The 17,878-nt window shown below is 74.5% G+C and carries 16 protein-coding genes; 6 read left to right on the forward strand and 10 right to left on the reverse strand.

The genetic code is table 11. The annotated features are described in order from the left end of the window. Positions 1-66 precede the first annotated feature (66 nt). From JQX11_RS29435 to JQX11_RS29460, 6 genes are all read right to left on the reverse strand, one after another. Positions 67-1,092, reverse strand: coding sequence for an aminotransferase class I/II-fold pyridoxal phosphate-dependent enzyme (locus JQX11_RS29435; RefSeq protein ID WP_232378835.1), 1,026 nt, complete (start codon positions 1,090-1,092; stop codon positions 67-69). A gap of 6 nt (positions 1,093-1,098) precedes the next feature. Beyond that, positions 1,099-2,370, reverse strand: a complete 1,272-nt coding sequence (locus tag JQX11_RS29440) for an FAD-dependent oxidoreductase (protein WP_204928184.1) — start codon at positions 2,368-2,370, stop codon at positions 1,099-1,101. Next, positions 2,367-4,067, reverse strand: coding sequence for a prenyltransferase/squalene oxidase repeat-containing protein (locus JQX11_RS29445; protein ID WP_204928185.1), 1,701 nt, complete (start codon positions 4,065-4,067; stop codon positions 2,367-2,369). Before JQX11_RS29445 ends, JQX11_RS29440 begins: the two co-directional genes overlap by 4 nt. After that, on the reverse strand, positions 4,064-5,101 hold the full coding sequence (locus JQX11_RS29450; protein WP_204928186.1) for a UbiA family prenyltransferase: 1,038 nt from the start codon (positions 5,099-5,101) through the stop codon (positions 4,064-4,066). Before JQX11_RS29450 ends, JQX11_RS29445 begins: the two co-directional genes overlap by 4 nt. Beyond that, entirely contained in the window at positions 5,098-6,117 is a 1,020-nt protein-coding gene (locus tag JQX11_RS29455; protein ID WP_204928187.1) for a polyprenyl synthetase family protein, read from the reverse strand. Before JQX11_RS29455 ends, JQX11_RS29450 begins: the two co-directional genes overlap by 4 nt. A 230-nt stretch (positions 6,118-6,347) precedes the next feature. Next, positions 6,348-7,373 carry a methyltransferase gene (locus JQX11_RS29460; RefSeq protein ID WP_204928188.1) on the reverse strand — a complete coding sequence of 342 codons (1,026 nt, stop codon included), beginning with the start codon at positions 7,371-7,373 and terminating at the stop codon, positions 6,348-6,350. 167 nt (positions 7,374-7,540) lie between these two features. Here JQX11_RS29460 and JQX11_RS29465 point away from each other — a divergent pair, with 167 nt between their 5' ends. Next, entirely contained in the window at positions 7,541-8,404 is an 864-nt protein-coding gene (locus JQX11_RS29465) for a TauD/TfdA dioxygenase family protein (protein WP_204928189.1), read from the forward strand. A gap of 48 nt (positions 8,405-8,452) precedes the next feature. On the opposite strand, the gene JQX11_RS29470 is transcribed toward JQX11_RS29465, so the two are convergent. Next, entirely contained in the window at positions 8,453-9,625 is a 1,173-nt protein-coding gene (locus tag JQX11_RS29470) for a cytochrome P450 (protein ID WP_232378836.1), read from the reverse strand. A gap of 187 nt (positions 9,626-9,812) precedes the next feature. On the opposite strand from JQX11_RS29470, the gene JQX11_RS29475 reads away from it, so the two are divergent. Both JQX11_RS29475 and JQX11_RS29480 read left to right on the forward strand, forming a co-directional pair. Next, positions 9,813-11,009 (forward strand): nucleotide disphospho-sugar-binding domain-containing protein, encoded by a 1,197-nt coding sequence (locus JQX11_RS29475; protein WP_204928190.1) that lies wholly within the window; start codon positions 9,813-9,815, stop codon positions 11,007-11,009. A gap of 30 nt (positions 11,010-11,039) precedes the next feature. Continuing rightward, positions 11,040-12,245, forward strand: coding sequence for a cytochrome P450 (locus JQX11_RS29480; protein WP_204928191.1), 1,206 nt, complete (start codon positions 11,040-11,042; stop codon positions 12,243-12,245). 82 nt (positions 12,246-12,327) lie between these two features. On the opposite strand, the gene JQX11_RS29485 is transcribed toward JQX11_RS29480, so the two are convergent. Further along, complete coding sequence (locus tag JQX11_RS29485) at positions 12,328-13,725, reverse strand: condensation domain-containing protein (RefSeq protein ID WP_204928192.1); 1,398 nt, start codon at positions 13,723-13,725, stop codon at positions 12,328-12,330. A gap of 90 nt (positions 13,726-13,815) precedes the next feature. Between JQX11_RS29485 and JQX11_RS29490 the strand changes: the two genes are divergently transcribed. The 3 genes from JQX11_RS29490 (at position 13,816) to JQX11_RS29500 (ending at position 16,232) form a co-directional block, all read left to right on the forward strand. Beyond that, positions 13,816-14,520 (forward strand): 4'-phosphopantetheinyl transferase family protein, encoded by a 705-nt coding sequence (locus JQX11_RS29490; protein WP_204928193.1) that lies wholly within the window; start codon positions 13,816-13,818, stop codon positions 14,518-14,520. A gap of 72 nt (positions 14,521-14,592) precedes the next feature. Next, on the forward strand, positions 14,593-14,874 hold the full coding sequence (locus JQX11_RS29495; RefSeq protein WP_281899330.1) for a phosphopantetheine-binding protein: 282 nt from the start codon (positions 14,593-14,595) through the stop codon (positions 14,872-14,874). Between the two features lie 44 nt (positions 14,875-14,918). Next, the gene (locus tag JQX11_RS29500) at positions 14,919-16,232 is read left to right on the forward strand and encodes a glycosyltransferase family 2 protein (protein WP_204928194.1); all 1,314 of its coding nucleotides are present in this window, start codon (positions 14,919-14,921) and stop codon (positions 16,230-16,232) included. Between the two features lie 41 nt (positions 16,233-16,273). Here JQX11_RS29500 and JQX11_RS29505 read toward each other — a convergent pair whose 3' ends face one another. Both JQX11_RS29505 and JQX11_RS29510 read right to left on the reverse strand, forming a co-directional pair. After that, positions 16,274-17,509 carry a beta-ketoacyl-[acyl-carrier-protein] synthase family protein gene (locus tag JQX11_RS29505; protein WP_204928195.1) on the reverse strand — a complete coding sequence of 412 codons (1,236 nt, stop codon included), beginning with the start codon at positions 17,507-17,509 and terminating at the stop codon, positions 16,274-16,276. Positions 17,510-17,579: 70 nt separating this feature from the next. Next, on the reverse strand, positions 17,580-17,840 hold the full coding sequence (locus tag JQX11_RS29510) for an acyl carrier protein (protein ID WP_204928196.1): 261 nt from the start codon (positions 17,838-17,840) through the stop codon (positions 17,580-17,582). Positions 17,841-17,878 lie beyond the last annotated feature (38 nt).

Raw genomic sequence — 17,878 nt, forward strand, 5'->3', positions numbered from 1 at the left:
CAGGCACCGGCGACCCGTCGATCACCGGCCCCTGCGATCACCGGGCCGTCGATCACCGGCGGCCCGTCAGTCGCCGGCGGCCAGGACGGCCCGGGCGACGGCGCACAGCCGCTCGTTCGCCTCGTCGGTGCCGACGGTGATCCGGACCCCCGCGCCGGGCAGCGCCATCACCAGGATGCCGGCGTCGCGGGCCCGCTCGGCGAACGGCACCGCCCGCTCCCCCAGCGGCAGCCAGACGAAGTTCGCCTCGCTGGGGGCCACGGTGAGGCCGATCCCGCGCAGCCCGTCGATCAGCCGGGCCCGTGCGGACGCCAGGTCGGCGCAGCGCCGGGTCAGCTCGGGGGTGACCGCCTCGTCGAGGCTCGCCACCGCCGCCGCCTGGGCCAGGGTGTTCGGGAAGAACACCGCGCCCACCATGCCGGCCAGCGGCGTCACCCGGGGTGGCACCACCGCGTAGCCGACGCGCAGCGCGGCCAGCCCGTACGCCTTGGAGAAGGTGCGCAGGACGCAGACGTTGTCGTGGGCGCGGAACAGGTCCATCCCGTCGGGCACCTGCGGGTCGGTGACGAACTCCCGGTACGCCTCGTCGATGATCACCGGTACGTCGGCCGGGATCCGGGCCAGGAACGCCTCGATCTCGTCGCGGTGCAGCACCGCCCCGGTCGGGTTGTTCGGGTTGCACAGCAGCACGCACCGGGTCTGGTCGGTCACGGCGGCGGCCATCGCCGGCAGGTCGTGGCGGTAACCGTCCATCGGCACCGGTACGCCCCGGGCCCCGACGTTGCGGATGATCAGCGGGTAGCCCTCGAAGGACAGCGCCGGGTGCACCACCTCCGGGCGCGGCCCGAGCGCCTGGACGAGATGCTGGCACAGCCCGGCCGAACCGGGCCCGACGAGGATCGACTCCGGTCCCACGCCCAGCCGCGCGGACAGCGCGCCCCGCAACGCGGCGGCGGTCCGGTCCGGATACCGCTGGAGGGCGGCGGCCCCGTCCTCGACGATCCGCCTGATGCTCGGCAGCGGCGGGTACGGCGTCTCGTTCATCGACAGGTCGGCCGGCGGCTGGGTGCCGACGGGGGTGGCAGTGGTCATCGTCGCTCACTTCGTCGCGGGGCCGGCGGAAACAGGTGGCTGGGCGTGCCGGTCGGTGAGCAGCCCGAGCTGGTACATCCGGTCGACCAGGGACAGCGGTCGGACGTTCGTGCCGGACAGGTTGCCGGCGGTGAGCCCGAGCAGCCGGGGATTGGCCGCGGTGCGCCGCATCATCCGCGCCCCGAGCAGCCGGGGCAGCCCCGACACGCTGGTGATCATGCGGGCGGCGTTGTGGCTGACCGTGGCGACGTGGTCGAGCTGGGGCCGGCGGGCGGCGTCGAAGTCCCGCAGCGCCCGGTCCACGGCCGCGTCGTCCAGGCCCCCACCGGCGGCGAGGCCGGACGCGAGGGTCTCGGCGTCGGCGAGGGAGCTGTTCACGCCCTGCGCCGCCATCGGGTGCACCGCGTGGGCGGCCTCCCCGAGCAGGGCCAGCCCGGGCACGGTCAACCGTGCCGCCCGGAGCCGGTAGACGGCGAGGAGCTGCCGCCGGTGCAGGTTCGCCCGCAGGGCCGCACCCAGCGGCCGGATGGCCGGCACCCCGGCGAGCAGCCGGTCGCACCAGTCGGCCAGGTCGGCGGCGCTGCGGCCCCGGAACTCGTCCGGGGTCACCTGGACGTAGACCCGGCACCGCCCGCCGGGCAGCGGGTAGACCAGGCACAGGCCCCGCTCGGTGCGGTAGGCCGACACCTCGTCGGCCACCTGGACCCCGGGCACGTCGAAGGCGACCAGGCCGTGCGGGTACTCCCGCCGCTCGACGTCGATGCCGACGGCCTTACGCAGCGGCGAGGACATCCCGTCGGCGGCGACCACCAGCGCCGCCCGGATCTCCTGCTCGCCGTCGCCGCCGGTGACCCGGACCCCGGTGACCCGGCCGTCGGCGGCGCGCAGCGGGCCGGTGACCCGCTGCCCCCACCGGATCTCGACGCCGGCGGGCAGCCCGTCGGCGAGCACGGCACGCAGATCGCCGTAGTCGGCGCAGAGGATCTGCCGGTACCCGCCGGGCAGGGTGCCGTAGTCGAGGGCGAGCAGCGGACGGCCCTGCGGGTCACGGATGGCCAGCCGGTCGACCGGGCACGCGCCGGTGGCCCGCAGGGCGTCGAGCACGCCCCAGCCGTCCAGGATGCGTACCGTCTCGGGTTGCAGGATCTCGCCCTTGGCGATCGACGCGGGGGTGCGTTGCCGGTCGAGCACCAGCACCCGCAGCCCCCGCGCGCCGAGCGCGCGGGCGGCGGCGAGACCGCCGGCCCCGGCACCGACCACGACGACGTCGGCGCTCATCGGGCGACCGCACCGGGTGTGACGCCCGCCCGGCCGGCGACCGTACGCCGGTACTCACCGAGCGCCCGCAGCGCCACCGCCTGGGTGATCACCGCGTTGGGGTAGCGCAGGTGGTGGCGGATGTAGTTGCAGACCCGGGTGGCCGGCCAGCCACCGTCGGGCCCGGCGGCGGCGAGCAGCCAGGAGACCCCCCGGTCGACCGCGTCGGCGGCCTCCGGGTCACCGCTTGCCAGCAGCCCCTGCACGGCCCAGCCGGTCTCCTCGACCGACCCGGCGGTGCCGTCGCCCGGCCCCCACGACCCGTCGGGCAGTTGGGTGTCGCGCAGCCAGCGCACCGCCCGCCGGACCACGTCGTGCCGGGCGTGGCCGACCCGGGACAGCGCCGCCACCACCACCGCCGTGCCGGAGGTGTGGTCGCGGTACCAGAGGTTCTCGTAGCTGCCGTCGGGGCGCGCGGCGGTCAGCAGCCAGGCCGCCCCGGCGGCGACCGCCGGGTGGTCGTCGGGGTGCCCCGCGTCGTGCAGGGCGAGCACCGCCTGGCTGGTGATGGCGGGGCAGGGGCCGTCGTTGGCGAGCTTGGTGTCGCGCACCCACAGGCTCCACGAGCCCCGGCTGTCCTGCCGGCCGACGAGCCAGTCCACGCCGCCGCGCAGCACCGGGTCGGTGTCGGCGTCGGGATAGCCGGCGAGCGCCGACAGGATCTCGGCGGACTCCAGCGTCACCGGCCAGCCGCCCACGTTGGAGTAGCTCCACCCGCCCGGTGGCACGTCCAGCACCGTGAACGCGGTCGGCTTCTGGGTGGCGTGGAAGAACTCGCGGGTGGGGCGTAGCCGGGGGTCGGCGGCGTACCCGGCGGCGATCAGCCCGGTCACCGCGTACCCGGAGCGGGTCAGGTCGAGGTTGGCCACCGCGTCCCAGGCGCCGTCGGGACGCACCGCGCGGCGCAGCCAGCCCACCACGGCGGTGGCGATGTCGGGGGCCTCGCCTGCGCGGGCCAGGCCGAGCAGGACCAGGGCGGCGGGCCACGGGTCCTCGCTCAACGCGCCGGTGCGGCCCTCGTGGTCGTAGATCGCGCGCAGCAGCCGCAGCGCCGCCGGACGGGCCCGCCGCAGGGTGGCCCGGCGCAGCCGGCCGGTGGGCAGCAGATCTGCCTGCATCAGGGCCAACCCGATGAACGGCGCGGTACGGAACGACAGGCGCTGGCGGCGGACCCGGTCGAACAGGACGATCTCCAGCGGCAGCCGGCGCAGCGGGCCCGCCTCGGCGGTCAGCCCGGCCATGGTGAGCAGTTGCCGGCAGAGCAGTGAGATGGCCGGGTCGGTGACCGTGTCGACACCCCCCATCGCGGCCAGCCGGGCCCGCCCGGCGGCGATCGCCTCGGCGCTGGCCCCGGGTGCGGTCAGGGCCAGCGCGGCGACCGCGACAGCGGTGGCGACGACCTCGCTGTCGGCCCCCACCACGCCGCCCCAGCCGCCGTCGTCGTGCTGCTGCCGGCGCAGCCATCCGGTGCCGGCGTCGACGAGGTCGGCGCTGCCCACCGGGTCGGCGGCGTGCAGGGCGGCCACCGTGCCGGCGGTGCCGAGCACCGAGGCCGGCGGGTCGTCGCCGAAGACCCCGTCGGGACGCTGCCGGCGCAGCAGCGCCTCCGCGCCGCGGGTGATGGCCCGGTCGAGGGCCTCGGTGGGCACAGCGGTCATGACACGTCCTCCATGGCGGCTCGACGGGGGGTGGCCAGCGCCAGCGCGGGTCGTCCGGTGCCGAGTTCGTGCCCGGCGCGCATCATCCGCTGCGCCCACCAGGTCAGGGCGACCATCGGCACCGCCAGCAGCAGTTGCGGGCCGATCCCGAGCCCCAGCCCGACCAGGGCCGAGGCCAGCACCACCCGCTCGACCACCAGGACGGCGTGCGCCCGCAACGCCACCAGCACGGGCATGTCGGCGCGGTGCGCGACGAGCGGGGCCAGGGCGACGCCCCCCAGTGCCACCACGACGGCAAGCGTCGCCAGGTAGCCGGCCCGTCGGGCCGGGTCTGCCAGCAGCCCGGCGACCAGCGCGGCGGTGACGGTGCCGGCGTAGAGGGCCAGCACCGTACGCACCGCGAACGGGGCGCCCCGGCGGACCGGCAGGGTGCGGTAGCCGCCGGCCCGGTCACCGTCCATGTCGCGCAGTGCACCGACCAGGTTGGACATCGTGTCGTGGGCCCAGAACGCGAGCATCGAGGCGAGCAGCACCGGCACCGCCGACGGCCGTTGCGGGGACAGCCCGACGGTCAGCGTGCCGTAGAGAAGCGCGATCGCGCCGAGCGCGCCCCGGACCAGGTTGCCGGCGATGCCGCGCGCCTTGCACCAGCGGCTGTAGGCGACGATGCCGAACCCGGCGAGCACGGCCGCCGAGATGGTGCCCCAGCCGCCGAGCACCGCCAGCAACGCGAGGACGGCGAAGCAGGCACAGCCGCACCACAGCGCCGTCCGGGCGGCCAGCCGGCCGGACGGGATCGGGCGGTGCGGTTTGCTGCCGGCGTCGAGGTCCCGGTCGAAGTAGTCGCCGAGGTAGTGGCCGCCGAGCCAGCCGGCGGTCGGGGCGGCCCAGGCCGACAGCAGCAGCCACGGGTGGTACGGCCCGTCGGCCAGGGCCGCACCGGCGAGGCCGACCAGCCCGACGTACCACAGGGTGTAGGGCCGCCAGGTCTCGACGTGGGCCCGCAGCGCCCGTACCGCGCCGGCGGCGCTCACGCCGTCTCGCTCGTCATCCAGTGCGCGATGCCGGCGAGCACGGTGGCGCTGGGGGACGGGGCGAGCCCGGCCAGCTCGGCCAGTGCCCGCTCGGCGTGCTCCACCATCTGCCGGCGGGCGCTGCGTACCGCGTCGACCTCGGCGAGCAGGCCGGCGACCCACTCGACGTCCCCGGGGCCGGCCCCGCGCCGGTGCAGCACCGCCATCAGTTCCACCCGGCCGGCGTCGGTGGCGGCGTCGTAGGCGAGCAGCAGCGGCAGGGTGGGCCGGCCGTTGTTGAGGTCGCTGGTGGCCGGCTTGCCGGTCTGTTCCGGGGTGGCCACGTAGGACAGCAGGTCGTCGCGGATCTGGAAGGCGACGCCGAGGTGCTCGCCGTAGCGGGCCAGTGCGGCGGCGACCTGCGGTTCGGCCCCGCCGAGCAGCGCGCCGACGTGGCACACGGCGCGGAACAGCCCGCCGGTCTTGAGCCGGATCATCTCGGCGTAGCTGCGGGCGCCCTCGTCGAGGTCGCCGACGAGCTGCGTTTCGAGCATCTGCCCCCGGCACAGGTCCCGGCCGGCCTCGGCCAGGGCCGCGACGGCGGCGGCGACGTGCCCGGCCGGCACGGCGGCCCCGGACTCCACAATGGACTGGAAGGCCGTGAAGATGAGGTGGTCGCCCACCACGATGGCGTTGGGGATACCGAAGGCGACAGGCACCGCCGGGCGACCCCGACGCAGCGTGTCGGCGTCGATGATGTCGTCGTGCACGAGCGTCGCGACGTGCAGGTACTCCATCCCCAGCGCGGCCGGCAGGACGTCGGCCGGCGAACCGCCCACCGCCTCCGCCGCGTGCAGCGTCATCATCGGACGGAGCAGTTTGCCCGCCGGTAGAAGGGCGTAGCGGGCGATGCCGACCAACGGGTCGGTCGACTCCGGCCACCGGCGTCCGAGTTCCGCGTGCAGCAGCCGCCCCGATTCACTGCGGGCAAGGTCGTCGATGAAGGGCGGATATCGCGTGAAACCAGTAACCGTCATAGCGTGTCGACCCTTTCGCAAAGGCTCGGCCCAGCCGGCACGCGAGACGTTACCTGCCGGTCCGTCCATGAACAACCTTCGGAAAACTGCGCTCGCTATGGAGAAACACGAATGTCACGGACCTATTCACCGGCAAATCGGTCGATGCCAGAGAAATCCGCTGAACTGCTTACCGTGCGTCACACGGCACCGCGAAAACAGGTACGAACGTCGGATCACCCGTCGGCGGATCAGGCGTCCACAGCGAACTCCAACAGCGTCAGTCCCCCGGTGCCGCGGTAGGTCCCGACCGGCTTCAGACCCGCCGCCGCCGCGAGCGCCACGTGCTCGGCCACCCCCCGCTCGCGGCCGCCCACCAGCACCAGCATCTGCAGGTCGTACGGCGAGCGGTGCGGCACGTACGGGTCGGTCGGCAGCACCTCCACCACCAGCACCCGACCGGTGCGCCCGGCCGCCTCGGCGCACCGGCGCAGGATCGCCGTCGCGTGCCTGTCGCTCCAGTCGGTCAACGCCCGGGACACCACGTACACGTCAGCCCCGGCCGGCAGCTCGGCGAAGAAGTCCCCGACCACGGCGTCGACCCGGTCGGTCAGCCCGTGCGCGGCGAACGTCGCGGTCGCCGTCGCCACCGGCTCGTCGCGGTCGACCAGGGTGCCCCGCAGGTGCGGGTGGGTCGTCAGCAGCTCCCGCAGCAGCCCGCCGGCACCCCCGGCGACGTCGGTCACGTGGCCCACCCGCTGCCACGGGTAGAGCGCCGCCACCTGCGGCGCGGTGAATCGCTGCTGGCTGAGCATCAGCGCGTCGAAGTAGGCCCGGTAGGACGGGTGCGCGTCGAGGTCGGCCCAGAAGTCCCGCCCGTGCACCGCCTGGTAGCCCGGTCCGCCGGTGCGCACCGCGTGCGGCAGCCCCGTGTAGGCGAGGTCCATCCGCGCCCCGAGACCGTCGAGGTCGAGGTAGCCGCCGTGGCCGCCGCCGTCGCGCTCACAGAGCAGCTCGCCGACGTCGGTCAGCGCGAACACGTCGGGCGCGGTCTCCACGAACACACCCCGGTGGACCAGGTAGCGCAGCAGCCGGCCGAGCGCGTCCGGGTCGGCGTCGCAGGCGGCGGCCAGCTTGTCCAGGCCGGTCACGCCGGCCGCGATCCGCTCCGGCACCCGCAGGGTGACCGCCGTGCGTACGGCGAACGGGGTGGCCAGGTCGGTCAGCCGGCCGAGCCGGGCCGCCGGATCGTCATCGGTCGAGGTCTCGATCGTCACCGGGACAGCCCCCCGTCGCGCCGCGCGTCCACGATGGCCGTGGCCTCCGCCGGCCCGAATGCTCCCAGGGACGGCGCGACGGCGTCAATATCAACGGTGGAGATCCCATTCACCGGCGTGGAACAATGCGCCGACGGGCCCGGGTGCCCAGACCGGAGGAAGCACCGATGACCACGTCCCTCGTGCCGCAGGTACGGCTCGTCGCGGGCGCCCTGGGCGCCGAGGTCCACGGCATCGACCTGAACACCCTGACCGACGAGGGATTCGCCCACCTGCACCGGCTGCTGCTCGCGCACCAGGTGGTCTTCGTCGCCGGGCAGACCGCGCTGACGCCGCAGGCGCACATCGCCTTCGGCCGGCGTTTCGGCGAGGTCGAGCTGCACCCGTACCTGCCCCGGCTGGCGGGGCACCCGGAGATCGTCCTGATCGACTCCGAGGACGGCGGCAAGGTGGACGTCTGGCACACCGACATGACCTTCCACCAGAGCCCGCCGATCGCCTCGATCCTGCACCTGGTGCAGCTGCCCGAGACCGGCGGCGACACCATGTGGACCAACCAGTGCAAGGTGTACGAGGCGCTCTCCGCCCCGATGCGGGACCTGCTCGACGGGTTGACCGCCATCCACGTCATCCGGATCGGCACCGAGTTCACCAGCCGGGCCGAACACCCGGTGGTCCGGGTGCACCCCGAGACCGGCCGCCGCTCGCTGTACGTCAACCGGCTGTTCACCTCGCACATCCCGCAGTTGAGCCGCAACGAGAGCGACGCGCTGCTGGAGTACCTGTTCGCCTTCTCCGAGGGCCCCCAGTTCACCTGCCGGTACCGCTGGCGGGTGGGTGACGTCGCGATCTGGGACAACCGGGTCACCCAGCACTACGCGATCAACGACTACGCGGGCGTGCGGCGCGGGCAGCGGATCACCGTGCTCGGCGACCACCCGACCGGCGACGCGCCCCGGTGGGAGCACTACGTCGCCGCGCCCGGCCAGCGCTACTGGCCCGACCGGGTCAACGCGGTGGAGAGTTACTGACCGCCAGCGCCTGCGGGTGGCCACCGCCGGCCGGTGACCGGGGCGGCCTCACCAGGTGACCGGGAACGACGCGATGCCGCCGTTCATCCGGTCGTGCCGCCAGGGGATCCCGTCGAGCGGCACCGCTGGGGCCAGCCCCGGCAGCCGCCGCAGCAGCTCGCCGATGGACAGCTCCACCTGCATCCGGCCCAGCGCGGTACCCAGGCAGAAGTGCGGCCCGAAACCGAAGGTGAGGTGCGGTGCGGCCGGTGCCCGGTCGATGTCGAACACGTTGGGGTCGGGGAAGACGCGCGGGTCGCGGTTGCCGGCCCACGGGATCGCCATCACGCAGTCCCCGGCGCGCATCGCCACCCCGCCCAGGGTGAGGTCCTCGCGGACCACCTGGACCCGGAACATGCTGCTCACCGACGTGTACCGGAGGATCTCGTCGGTGGCCGAGGAGAGCTTGCCCGGGTCGGCCCGCAGCTTCGCCAACTGCTCGGGGTGCTGGAACAGCGCGCGCAACCCGGCACTGGTGGAGTTGATCTCCAGCCCGCCGAGCAGTACCCCCATCGCCAACTCCACCAGCTCCGCGTCGTCGAGCTCGTGCGCGTCGCGGCCCAGCACCCAGGCCGAGAGCAGGTCGTCGCCGGGGGTCGCCCGCTTGCCCGCCAACTGCCCGGCCAGGTACGCCCGCAGTTCCGCCTGCGCGGCGGCGGCGTCGGCGGACCCGTACGCGGTGACCGAGTTCAGGCCCTCGATCCAGCCGTAGAACCGGGGCCGGTCGGCCACCGGCACCCCCAGCACGTCGCAGACCACGTGGACCGGCAGCGGCGCCACCAGCGCGGCGACCAGGTCGGCGGGGCGGGGACCGGCCAGCAGGTCGTCGATCAACGCGTCGACCAGCCGGCGTACCCGGGGGCGGAAGGTGTCGATGCGGCGGGCGGTGAAGGCCCGGCTGGCCACCCGGCGGACGACCGCGTGCGCCGGACCGTCCATGTTCAACTCGCGGGGTCCGCCGCCGTCGGGTGTCCCGGTCGCGCCCAGCGGCAGCCGGGAGAACCGGGGGTCGGCCAGCACCGTGCAGCAGTCGTGGTAGCCGAGCACCAGCCAGGCGGGCCGCCCGTCGGGCAGCCGCACCCGGCTCACCGGCTCGGACACCACCATGTCCAGCAGTTCGGTGGGCAGGTCGCCGGTGAACGGCGCGAAGGGGTAGTCCCGCAGCTCCGAGACGACGGTCATGGCGAGCTACCCACCTGTCGGTCGGCGGTCCACATCGGGCACCGGTAAGACTCGGTCATCGGTACGGCCGGCGTCAATATCCATTGGTCACCGCGACGATCTTCCGGGTGCGGACACCCATCGCCTAGCATCGGTGCACCAGGACTGCCGGGTGGTACGCGCGGATGGGTCGGACTTGACTGCGGCTTTGCGGATTCTGTTGTCGACGTGGGGCTGGCGGTCGCATTTCTACGGCCTGGTGCCGCTCGGTTGGGCCCTGCAGGCCGCCGGCCACGAGGTGCGGGTGGCCAGCCATCCGGCGCTGGTGCCGGCGATCACCTCGGCCGGGCTGGCGGCGGTGCCGTTGGGTGCGGACGTCGACTTCGCCACCGCCTTCGCCGGCCGGATCGGCGCGGTGGGCGCCCTGGACCGGGCCACCGACGAGCCGGACGACACCCCCGACGACACGGTCGAACCGGCGATCACCGCCGACGGCGGCGTGGTCCGGTTCGCCGACGCCCTCCTCGACGACCTGGTCGGTTTCGGCCACTCCTGGCGGCCGGACCTGATGGTCTGGGAGCCGTTCAACCTCGCCGCCGCGGTGGCCGCCGCCGCGCTGGGCGTGCCCGGGGTGCGGCACCTGTGGGGGCCGGACTCCTCGGTCACCCTCCGGCTCGACCCGGAGCCGGTACTCGGCCCGCTGGCCGGCCGGTTCGGGCTGGCCGCCGCCGACGTGGACCTGGCCGGGGCGCTGACCCTCGACCCGGTGCCGCCCCCGATGCAGGTGCCGGCGACCGGCCCGACCCGGCCGGTCCGGTACGTGCCGTACAACGGCCCGGCCGTGCTGCCGCCCTGGCTGCACCGCCCGCCGGACCGGCCCCGGGTCTGCGTGACGGCGGGCACCATGATGGCCGGTGCCGGGCTCGACGACCGGCTGGACCTCCCCCGGGTCGTGCGGGCGGTGGCCGGGCTGGACGTGGAGGTCGTCGTGCTGGTCGAGCCGGCCCAGCAGGCGGCGCTGCGCCCGCTGCCGGGCAACGTCCGGCTGGTCGACAGCCCGCTGGCCCTGCGGCTGGTGCTGCCGACCTGCGCCGCGCTGGTGCAGCAGGGCGGCGCGGGAACCACGATGACGGCGCTCGGCCTCGGGGTGCCGCAGCTCGTCCTGCCCCAGGTCAGCGATCAGCACTTCAACGCCGAGCGGCTGGCCGTCACCGGTGCCGGCACCTGGCTGCCCGGTGGCCGGGCCGACGACGACGACACGCTGCGCGGGCTGGTCGGCGAGCTGATCGCCGACGGCCCCCGGCGCGCCGCCGCCGCGCTGATGCGGGACCGGGTCCGGGCGATGCCCGCCCCCGCCGAGGTGGTGCCGGCGCTGGTGGCCCTCGCCGCGGGCACCCGGAGCTGATCCACCGTCAGACCACCCTAGGAGTCGCAGATGACGCAAGAGCCCATTCCGTACCCGCTCGCTCCGGCTCCGACGATCTACCACCCGTCACCTGACTACACCCGGCTGCGGGAGACCTGCCCGGTGGCGCCGATCGCGCTGCCCGACGGCGGCAAGGCCTACCTGGCCACCCGGCACGCGGACGTCCGCCGGGTCTTCACCGACCAGCGGTTCAGCCGGGCCGCCGCGGCCGGGCCGGACCGGCCGACCCGGGAGCTGGGCTCGCTGGCCGAGGACTCGCTGATCGGAATGGACCCGCCCCGGCACACCACGATGCGCCGGGCGGTGTCGCACGCGTTCACCGTCCGCCGGGTGGAGGCGCTGCGCCCGACGGTGGCCGCGCTCGTCGACCGGATGATCGACGACCTGGTGGCGGCGGGCCCACCGGCCGACCTGATCCCCCACCTGTCCGCGCCGCTGCCGATCTACGTGATCAGCAAGCTGTTCGGCATCGCGGAGCAGGACCAGGACCGGGTACGCGAGTGGTCCGACGCGCTCGTCGGCGACTGGGACGCCGACCCGGCGGCCCCGCAGGCCGCCCTCGACGCGTTCGGCGAGATGATCGTCGCGCGTCGCCGCGAGCCGGGCGACGACCTGATGAGTGCCCTGATCAAGGCCTGGGACGAGCACGACGACCTCACCGAACGGGAACTCGTCTCGGTGACCGCCGGCATCTTCGTCGGCGGCCACGAGACCACCACCAACCAGCTCAACCTGTTCCTACTGGTGCTGGCCCGGCACCCCGAGCAGCTCGCCGGCCTGCGCGGTGACGACCCGGTCGCGGTGGCCCGCGCGGTGGAGGAGCTGTCCCGCTTCATCCAGCTCGGCGACAACGGGGTGCTGCTGCCCCGGGTCACCACCGAGGAGGTGGAACTGGGCGGGGTGTGCCTGCCGGCGGGCACCCCGGTGCTGCCGGCGATCGCCTCGGCCAACCGGGACGCGTCGGTGTTCGCCGGGGCGGACACCCTCGACCTGACCCGGGCCGACAATCCGCACCTGGCGTTCGGGGCCGGCCCGCACCACTGCCTCGGCGCGGCGCTGGCCCGGATGGAGTTGCAGGAGGCCCTCGGTGCGCTGCTGCGCCGGCTGCCCGGCCTGCGGCTGGCCGTGCCCGAGGAGGAGCTGCGGTTCAAGCCCGGCCTGGTGGTACGCAGCCTGGAGGCGCTGCCGGTGACCTGGGACCGGGTCGAACGGTGACCCTCCCCCGGGCCGTGGACCGGTGACCGTCGCGGCGGCGGTCACCGGGTGGTACGACGCCCGGTGACCGTCACGCGACGGGTCAGCCGCTGACCCGGGTCGGTGCCGTCGGGTCGAACGCCGCCTCGACGGCCACCTCCTCCACCCCGCGCAGCAGCGCCTCGGCCTGGGCCTCGGTGAAGCAGCCCAGGTCGAAGATCACCTGGAGGAAGATCGTGTCCGGCTGGTCCTCCACGGTGATGAACGCCTGCTCGGGCAGGTGGTCGAGGGTGCCGTCCCAGACCAGGAACGTCTCGCCCGCCCGGCGGCGGATCTGCTCCGGGGTCACCTCGGCGGCGCGGGCCGCGTCCTCCGCTGCCTGCCGGGTCACCACCCGCCGGTCGTTGATCCGGAGGGTCACCCGGGCCGGGTAGCCGCGCTCCTCGTCGAGCCGGGCGCCGGCCTCGGCGAGCTGCACCGGGTCGTAGTAGGCGTACATGCCGGCGGCGACGGAGGCGCGACGGGCCCGGGTCACCACCTCGTCCACCGTGGTGTCGGTGGCGTCGACGGTGAGCACCCCGTTCTGGCTCAGCGGGGCGATCGCCTCGGCGAACCCCGGCCGGAACCGGTTGCCGACGATGAGTTTGGCGGTCAACGGGCTGACCCCGGTGGCCCGGCCCACCGCCACGGCGATCACCGCCAGCAGCACCCGGGAGGTGTCCGTCCGGGTGCGTCGGGCGATGGCCTGTACCGCCAGGAAGGCCGCCGGTGAGCTGAACCGGCCGTGCCAGAACCGCCGGCCGTGCCGCCCGGCCGGGTTGGTGACCTCGCCGAAGGTCGAGGGCGGCAGGTCGCGCAGGTGTGCCTCCCAGTGGCGGACCGCCCGGTCGCTCACCCGGCGCAGCGGTGGGGTGCGCTCGCGCCGGCCGAGGTCGAGCAGCTGCACCGTACGCGGGTCGGGCGCACGCCGGGCCGTCAGGTCGACCAGCCCGAGGTCGGCCATCACCAGGGCGGTCGCGGTGCCGTCGACGACCAGGTGGTCGAGGGTCAGCACCCGGTGCACCAGCGCGCCCCGGTGCCGGATCACCGCCATCCGCACCGACCAGTCCCGGTAGAGGTCGTAGGGGGCCAGCAGCCGGGCGTGGCCCAGCTCGTAGGCGAACTTCGCCACGTCGGCCGGGTCGGCGTCGTCGGGGACGTCCAGCACGTCCAGGGCGATCTCCCCGTCGGCGGCGACCACCTGGCAGGGCTCGCCGCGGTCGTCGGTGCCCAACCGCATCCGCAGCGCCGGGTGCCGGCTCATCAGGTCACCGAGCTGCGCCGCGACCTGCTCCACGGTGACCCCGGCCGGCACCGGGTGCGCGCCGCTGACGTTGTGCGTCCACCCGGTCTCCCGCATGTCCTGCATGATCGCCAGTTGACCCCAGGTCAGCGGCGCGGTCCCGGCCCCCGGGCCGGCGAACGGGACGAGCACCTGCGCCTCGGCGGTCTGCGCGAACATCGGTCAATCAGAGCAACGGAGATCGGCACGTGTCAACGCCGCAGATCGTGCCGCCCGCCGGGCGGCGCCGACGGGGCTAGGGTACGGCCCATGCGGGACACCGTCCGGATCTGGATCCTACCGGCCCGACCCGGTCCGGCCGAGCTGGCCCGGTACGACGCGGTGCTCACCGCCGACGAACGCAGCCGGGCGGCGGCGCTCGGCCCGGCCGCCGCCCGGGACCGGTTCACCGTGGCGCACGGGGCGCTACGTCTGCTGGTGGGCGCGGCCCTGGGCGTCGCACCCGAACGGCTCGCCTGGCGGCGGGGCCGGTACGGCAAGCCGACGTTGACCGAGCCCCGGGGCGGGCCGCAGACCAGCCTGTCGTACTCCGCCGACCTGGTCGCGGTGGCGGTGGGCGGCGGGCGGCCGGTGGGGGTCGACATCCAGCACGTGACGCCGGAACGGGATCCGGTGGCGCTGGCCGCCCGGTTCTTCGCCGCCGGGGAGGCCCGGCACGTCGCCTCGGGGTCGGACGTCGCCGGCCGGGCCGACCGGTTCGCCCGGCTGTGGGCCCGCAAGGAGGCGGTGGTCAAGGCGGCCGGGGAACGGCTCTGGCCGTACCTGGCACTGCCGGTGCACCGGGGGGACGTGGTGGCGTGCGGCGACCCGCCGGGCGTACACCGGGTCACCGACGTCGCGACCCCGGCCGGCTACCGGGTCGCGGTGGCCCTGACCGGCGAGGCGCCCTACGACACGGCGTCGTTCCACGGCCTCGACGGGCCGTCCGGAGCGGTTCCGCGACCGGTCGGCTGAAGATCGCGACAGCCGTTGACACCCGCCGATCACGTTTGCTCTGATGGGCTCCATGTTGGAGCGTGGGGTCCAGTGACAGAGCCCGACACGACCACCGCGCCGCAGCTGCGCGGGCAGGTCGTCGACACGATGGTCGCGCTGCTGACCCGGATGCTCCGACCGGAGGCCCCGGTCACCGTCGGCACGCAGCTGATGGACGAGCTGGGCCTCAGCTCCTCCCTCGCGCTGGAGCTGCTGCTCGAGATCGAGGACGAGCTGGAGATCCAGATCGACGTCGAGGATCTCGACGAGGACCGGATGACCACGGTCGGCGACCTGGCCGACTACATCACCCAGCACTGCACCCCCCGCTGACGGCCCGCGACGGGGGCCCGGCCGGTATCTTCCGAAGGAGTTCCATGGACCGGCCCCGCCTGAGCGTGGTGATCCCCGCCCACAACAACGCCGTCGCGCTCGACACGACTGTCGCGTCGCTGACCCGGCAGACCCTCCCGGCGCAGGAGTTCGAGGTCATCGTCGGCGACGACGGGTCGGCCGTCCCGTTGACCCCGGTCGTCGAACGCTACGCCGACCGGCTGCGGATCGCCTGCGTACGCAGCGAGACCAACCGGGGCCGCAGCGCCAACCGCAACGCGGCGGCGGCCCGTGCCCAGGCCGACGTCCTGCTGTTCCTGGACGCCGACACGGTCGCCCACCCCACCCTGCTCGCCCGGCACCGCCATCATCACGACGCACGCGGCGGCCGGCCCGGGGTCCTGCTCGGTCAGCGTTACGACCTCGACTGGGCCGGTGCGGACGCGGTGCGCCGGGGCGAACCCGTCGACCCGGAGCTGCTGGACGCCGAGCGCGGCGACCCACGGCTGGAGGACATCGCCCACCCGCAGCGCATCCGCGACTTCCCCAGCGCACCCTGGGTGCTCGGCCTGACCCACAACGCCTCGGTCGACCGGGAGTCGTTCCTGCGGGTGGCCGGCTTCGACGAGGCGATGGTCAAGTGGGGATTCGAGGACCTGGAGTTCTTCTACCGGATCTTCCACCTGCACGGGGGCCGGCCCGACGTGTTCGAGCTGGACGTCGAGGCGACGTCGTACCACCTGCCGCACTTCCGTAAGACGTCCAACGGGCTCGCCTCGATGGACAACATGAAGTACCTGCTGCGTAAGCACCTGCGCTACGACGTCGAGGTGCTGTACGCGATCAACACGTTCGGCCGGCACCTGGGCCGCATCCGACTCTACGGTCAGGCCATCGAGGCGTACCGGCGGGCGGGGCTGGGGCGGCCGGAGGCGCTGCCCGACACGTTGCGCACGGAACTGGCCAGCCGCACGGCCCTGGTGATCGGCAACGGGGTGTCCACCCTGGAGCTGGGCCCCGACTCGCAGACCTTCGACCACGACGCGCCGGCCGGGCCGACCAACGCGCACCTGCTCGGCACGGTGCTCCAGCAGTTCAAGGCCGGCGCGCTCGACGTGATCGTCAACGTCGACCTGTGGCGGTTCCTGCTGCCCGAGGATCTGCCGGCGTTCCTGACCCGGGGGCTGCTCAAGGCCGACCGGATCGAGCTGGTCTGCACCCACGCCCCGGTCGACCAGCGGACGATGCTGCCGGTGCCCCTCGTGGCCGACCTCGACTACGTGGCCGACATGCTGGACCAGCACTTCGCCGTCACCGTCGCCCGGCACGACGGGGCGTCGGTGCTCACCGTCCGCTGACACCCCGAGGGGCAGCCGGAATCGTCCCGGGACGCGGCGGGTCACGCCCCGGGCGGGCCGAGCAGCAGGCTGACGTTGTGGCCGCCGAAGCCGAACGAGTTGGACATCACCGTGGTCACGGCGGCCGCACGCGGCTGCTTGCGGATGTGGTCGAGATCGTCGCCCGGGTCGGGATCGTCGAGGTTGTGGGTCGGCGGGAGCAGGCCGCGACGCAGCGCCTCGACGCCGATCGCCGCCTCGATCACCCCGGAGACGCCGAGCACGTGCCCGGTGACCCCCTTGGTGGAGCTGACCGGCGGACCCGCCGCGCCGAAGACGTCCCGCAGGGCGGCCACCTCGGCCGCGTCACCGGCCTTGGTACTGGTGCCGTGGGCGTTGAGGTAGCCGACGTCGTCGGGGCCCAGGCCGGCGTCGCGCAGCGCCGTACGCATGCAGTGCGCCGCACCGGACCCGTCGGGGCGGGGGGTGGTCGGGTGGTAGGCGTCGTTGTTCGCGCCCCACCCGAGCAGGTCGGCGTACCTCCGGGCGCCGCGCGCCACCGCGTGCGCGGTGCGTTCCAGGACGAACACCCCGGCCCCCTCGCCGAGGACGAGGCCGTTGCGCCTCCTGTCGAACGGGCGGCTCGCCTCCGTCGGGTCCGACCAGCCGTGGGCGAGCGCGCGGGCGTTGCCGAACGCGTCGGCGAAGGTCGGGAAGAGCGGCGCCTCGCTGGACCCGCAGAGCACCAGGTCGGCCTCGTCGGCGCGCAGGATGCGCAGCGCCTCCCCGATCGACTGGGCCCCGGACGCGCAGGCGGTGCCGATCGACGAGGTGTAGCCCCGGATGCCGTGCCTGATGGCGATCCGTGCCGCGCCCATGTTGGGCAGGGTGCCGGGCAGCATGTACGGGCTGACCCCGAACCGGCCCCGCTCGGCCCGCGCGAGGACCTGGCTCGCCAGGGTGGACAGGCCACCGACGCCGGAGACGATCACGGCCACCCGGTACGGGTCGACGTCCCGGCCCACCTCGACTCCGGCGTCGGCCAAGGCGTCACCGGCCGCCCGCAGCGCCATCACGACCGCGCGGTCCACCACCCGGGACTCGGGACCGGGCAGCACGCTGGCCGGGTCGATGTCCGGGCTGAAGGCGGCGACGTCGACGACGCCGTGCACCGGGTGTCCCTCGGGGGGCCGGGTCAGGCCGGACCGGCCCGCGCAGACCGCGTCGAACACCTCGGCGGCGGTACTGCCGACCGGGCTGACCAGCCCGATCCCGGTCACCGTCACGCCGGCACGCATGCGCGTCCCCCCTCGCGCCGCTGCCCCGAACGCTTCACAGACCGCCTCCGGGGCGGCGCGGCGGGCACGGTCAGTGTGCCGAGGCGGGCTCGACGCGGGCGGCCACCGTGCGGCAGAACTCGCCGACGGTCATCATCGCCAGCGCCTCGGCCTCGTCGTCGTCGAAGGTCACCCCGAACCGGTCCTCCACCCGTACGGCCAGTTCGGCGAGGCCGAGCGAGTCGACGTCGAGACCGGCCGGACCGAACACCGTGTCGTCGTCGGCGCCCTCGATGTCGTACTTCATCTCGGTCAACGCGGCGAAGAGGAACGCGCGGATCTCGTCGGTCATGGTCGTGGTTTCCTTTCCGGAGGTCGGCGTCGGCGGAC

The organism is Micromonospora humida (assembly GCF_016901255.1).
Taxonomy (GTDB): Bacteria; Actinomycetota; Actinomycetes; order Mycobacteriales; family Micromonosporaceae; genus Micromonospora; species Micromonospora wenchangensis.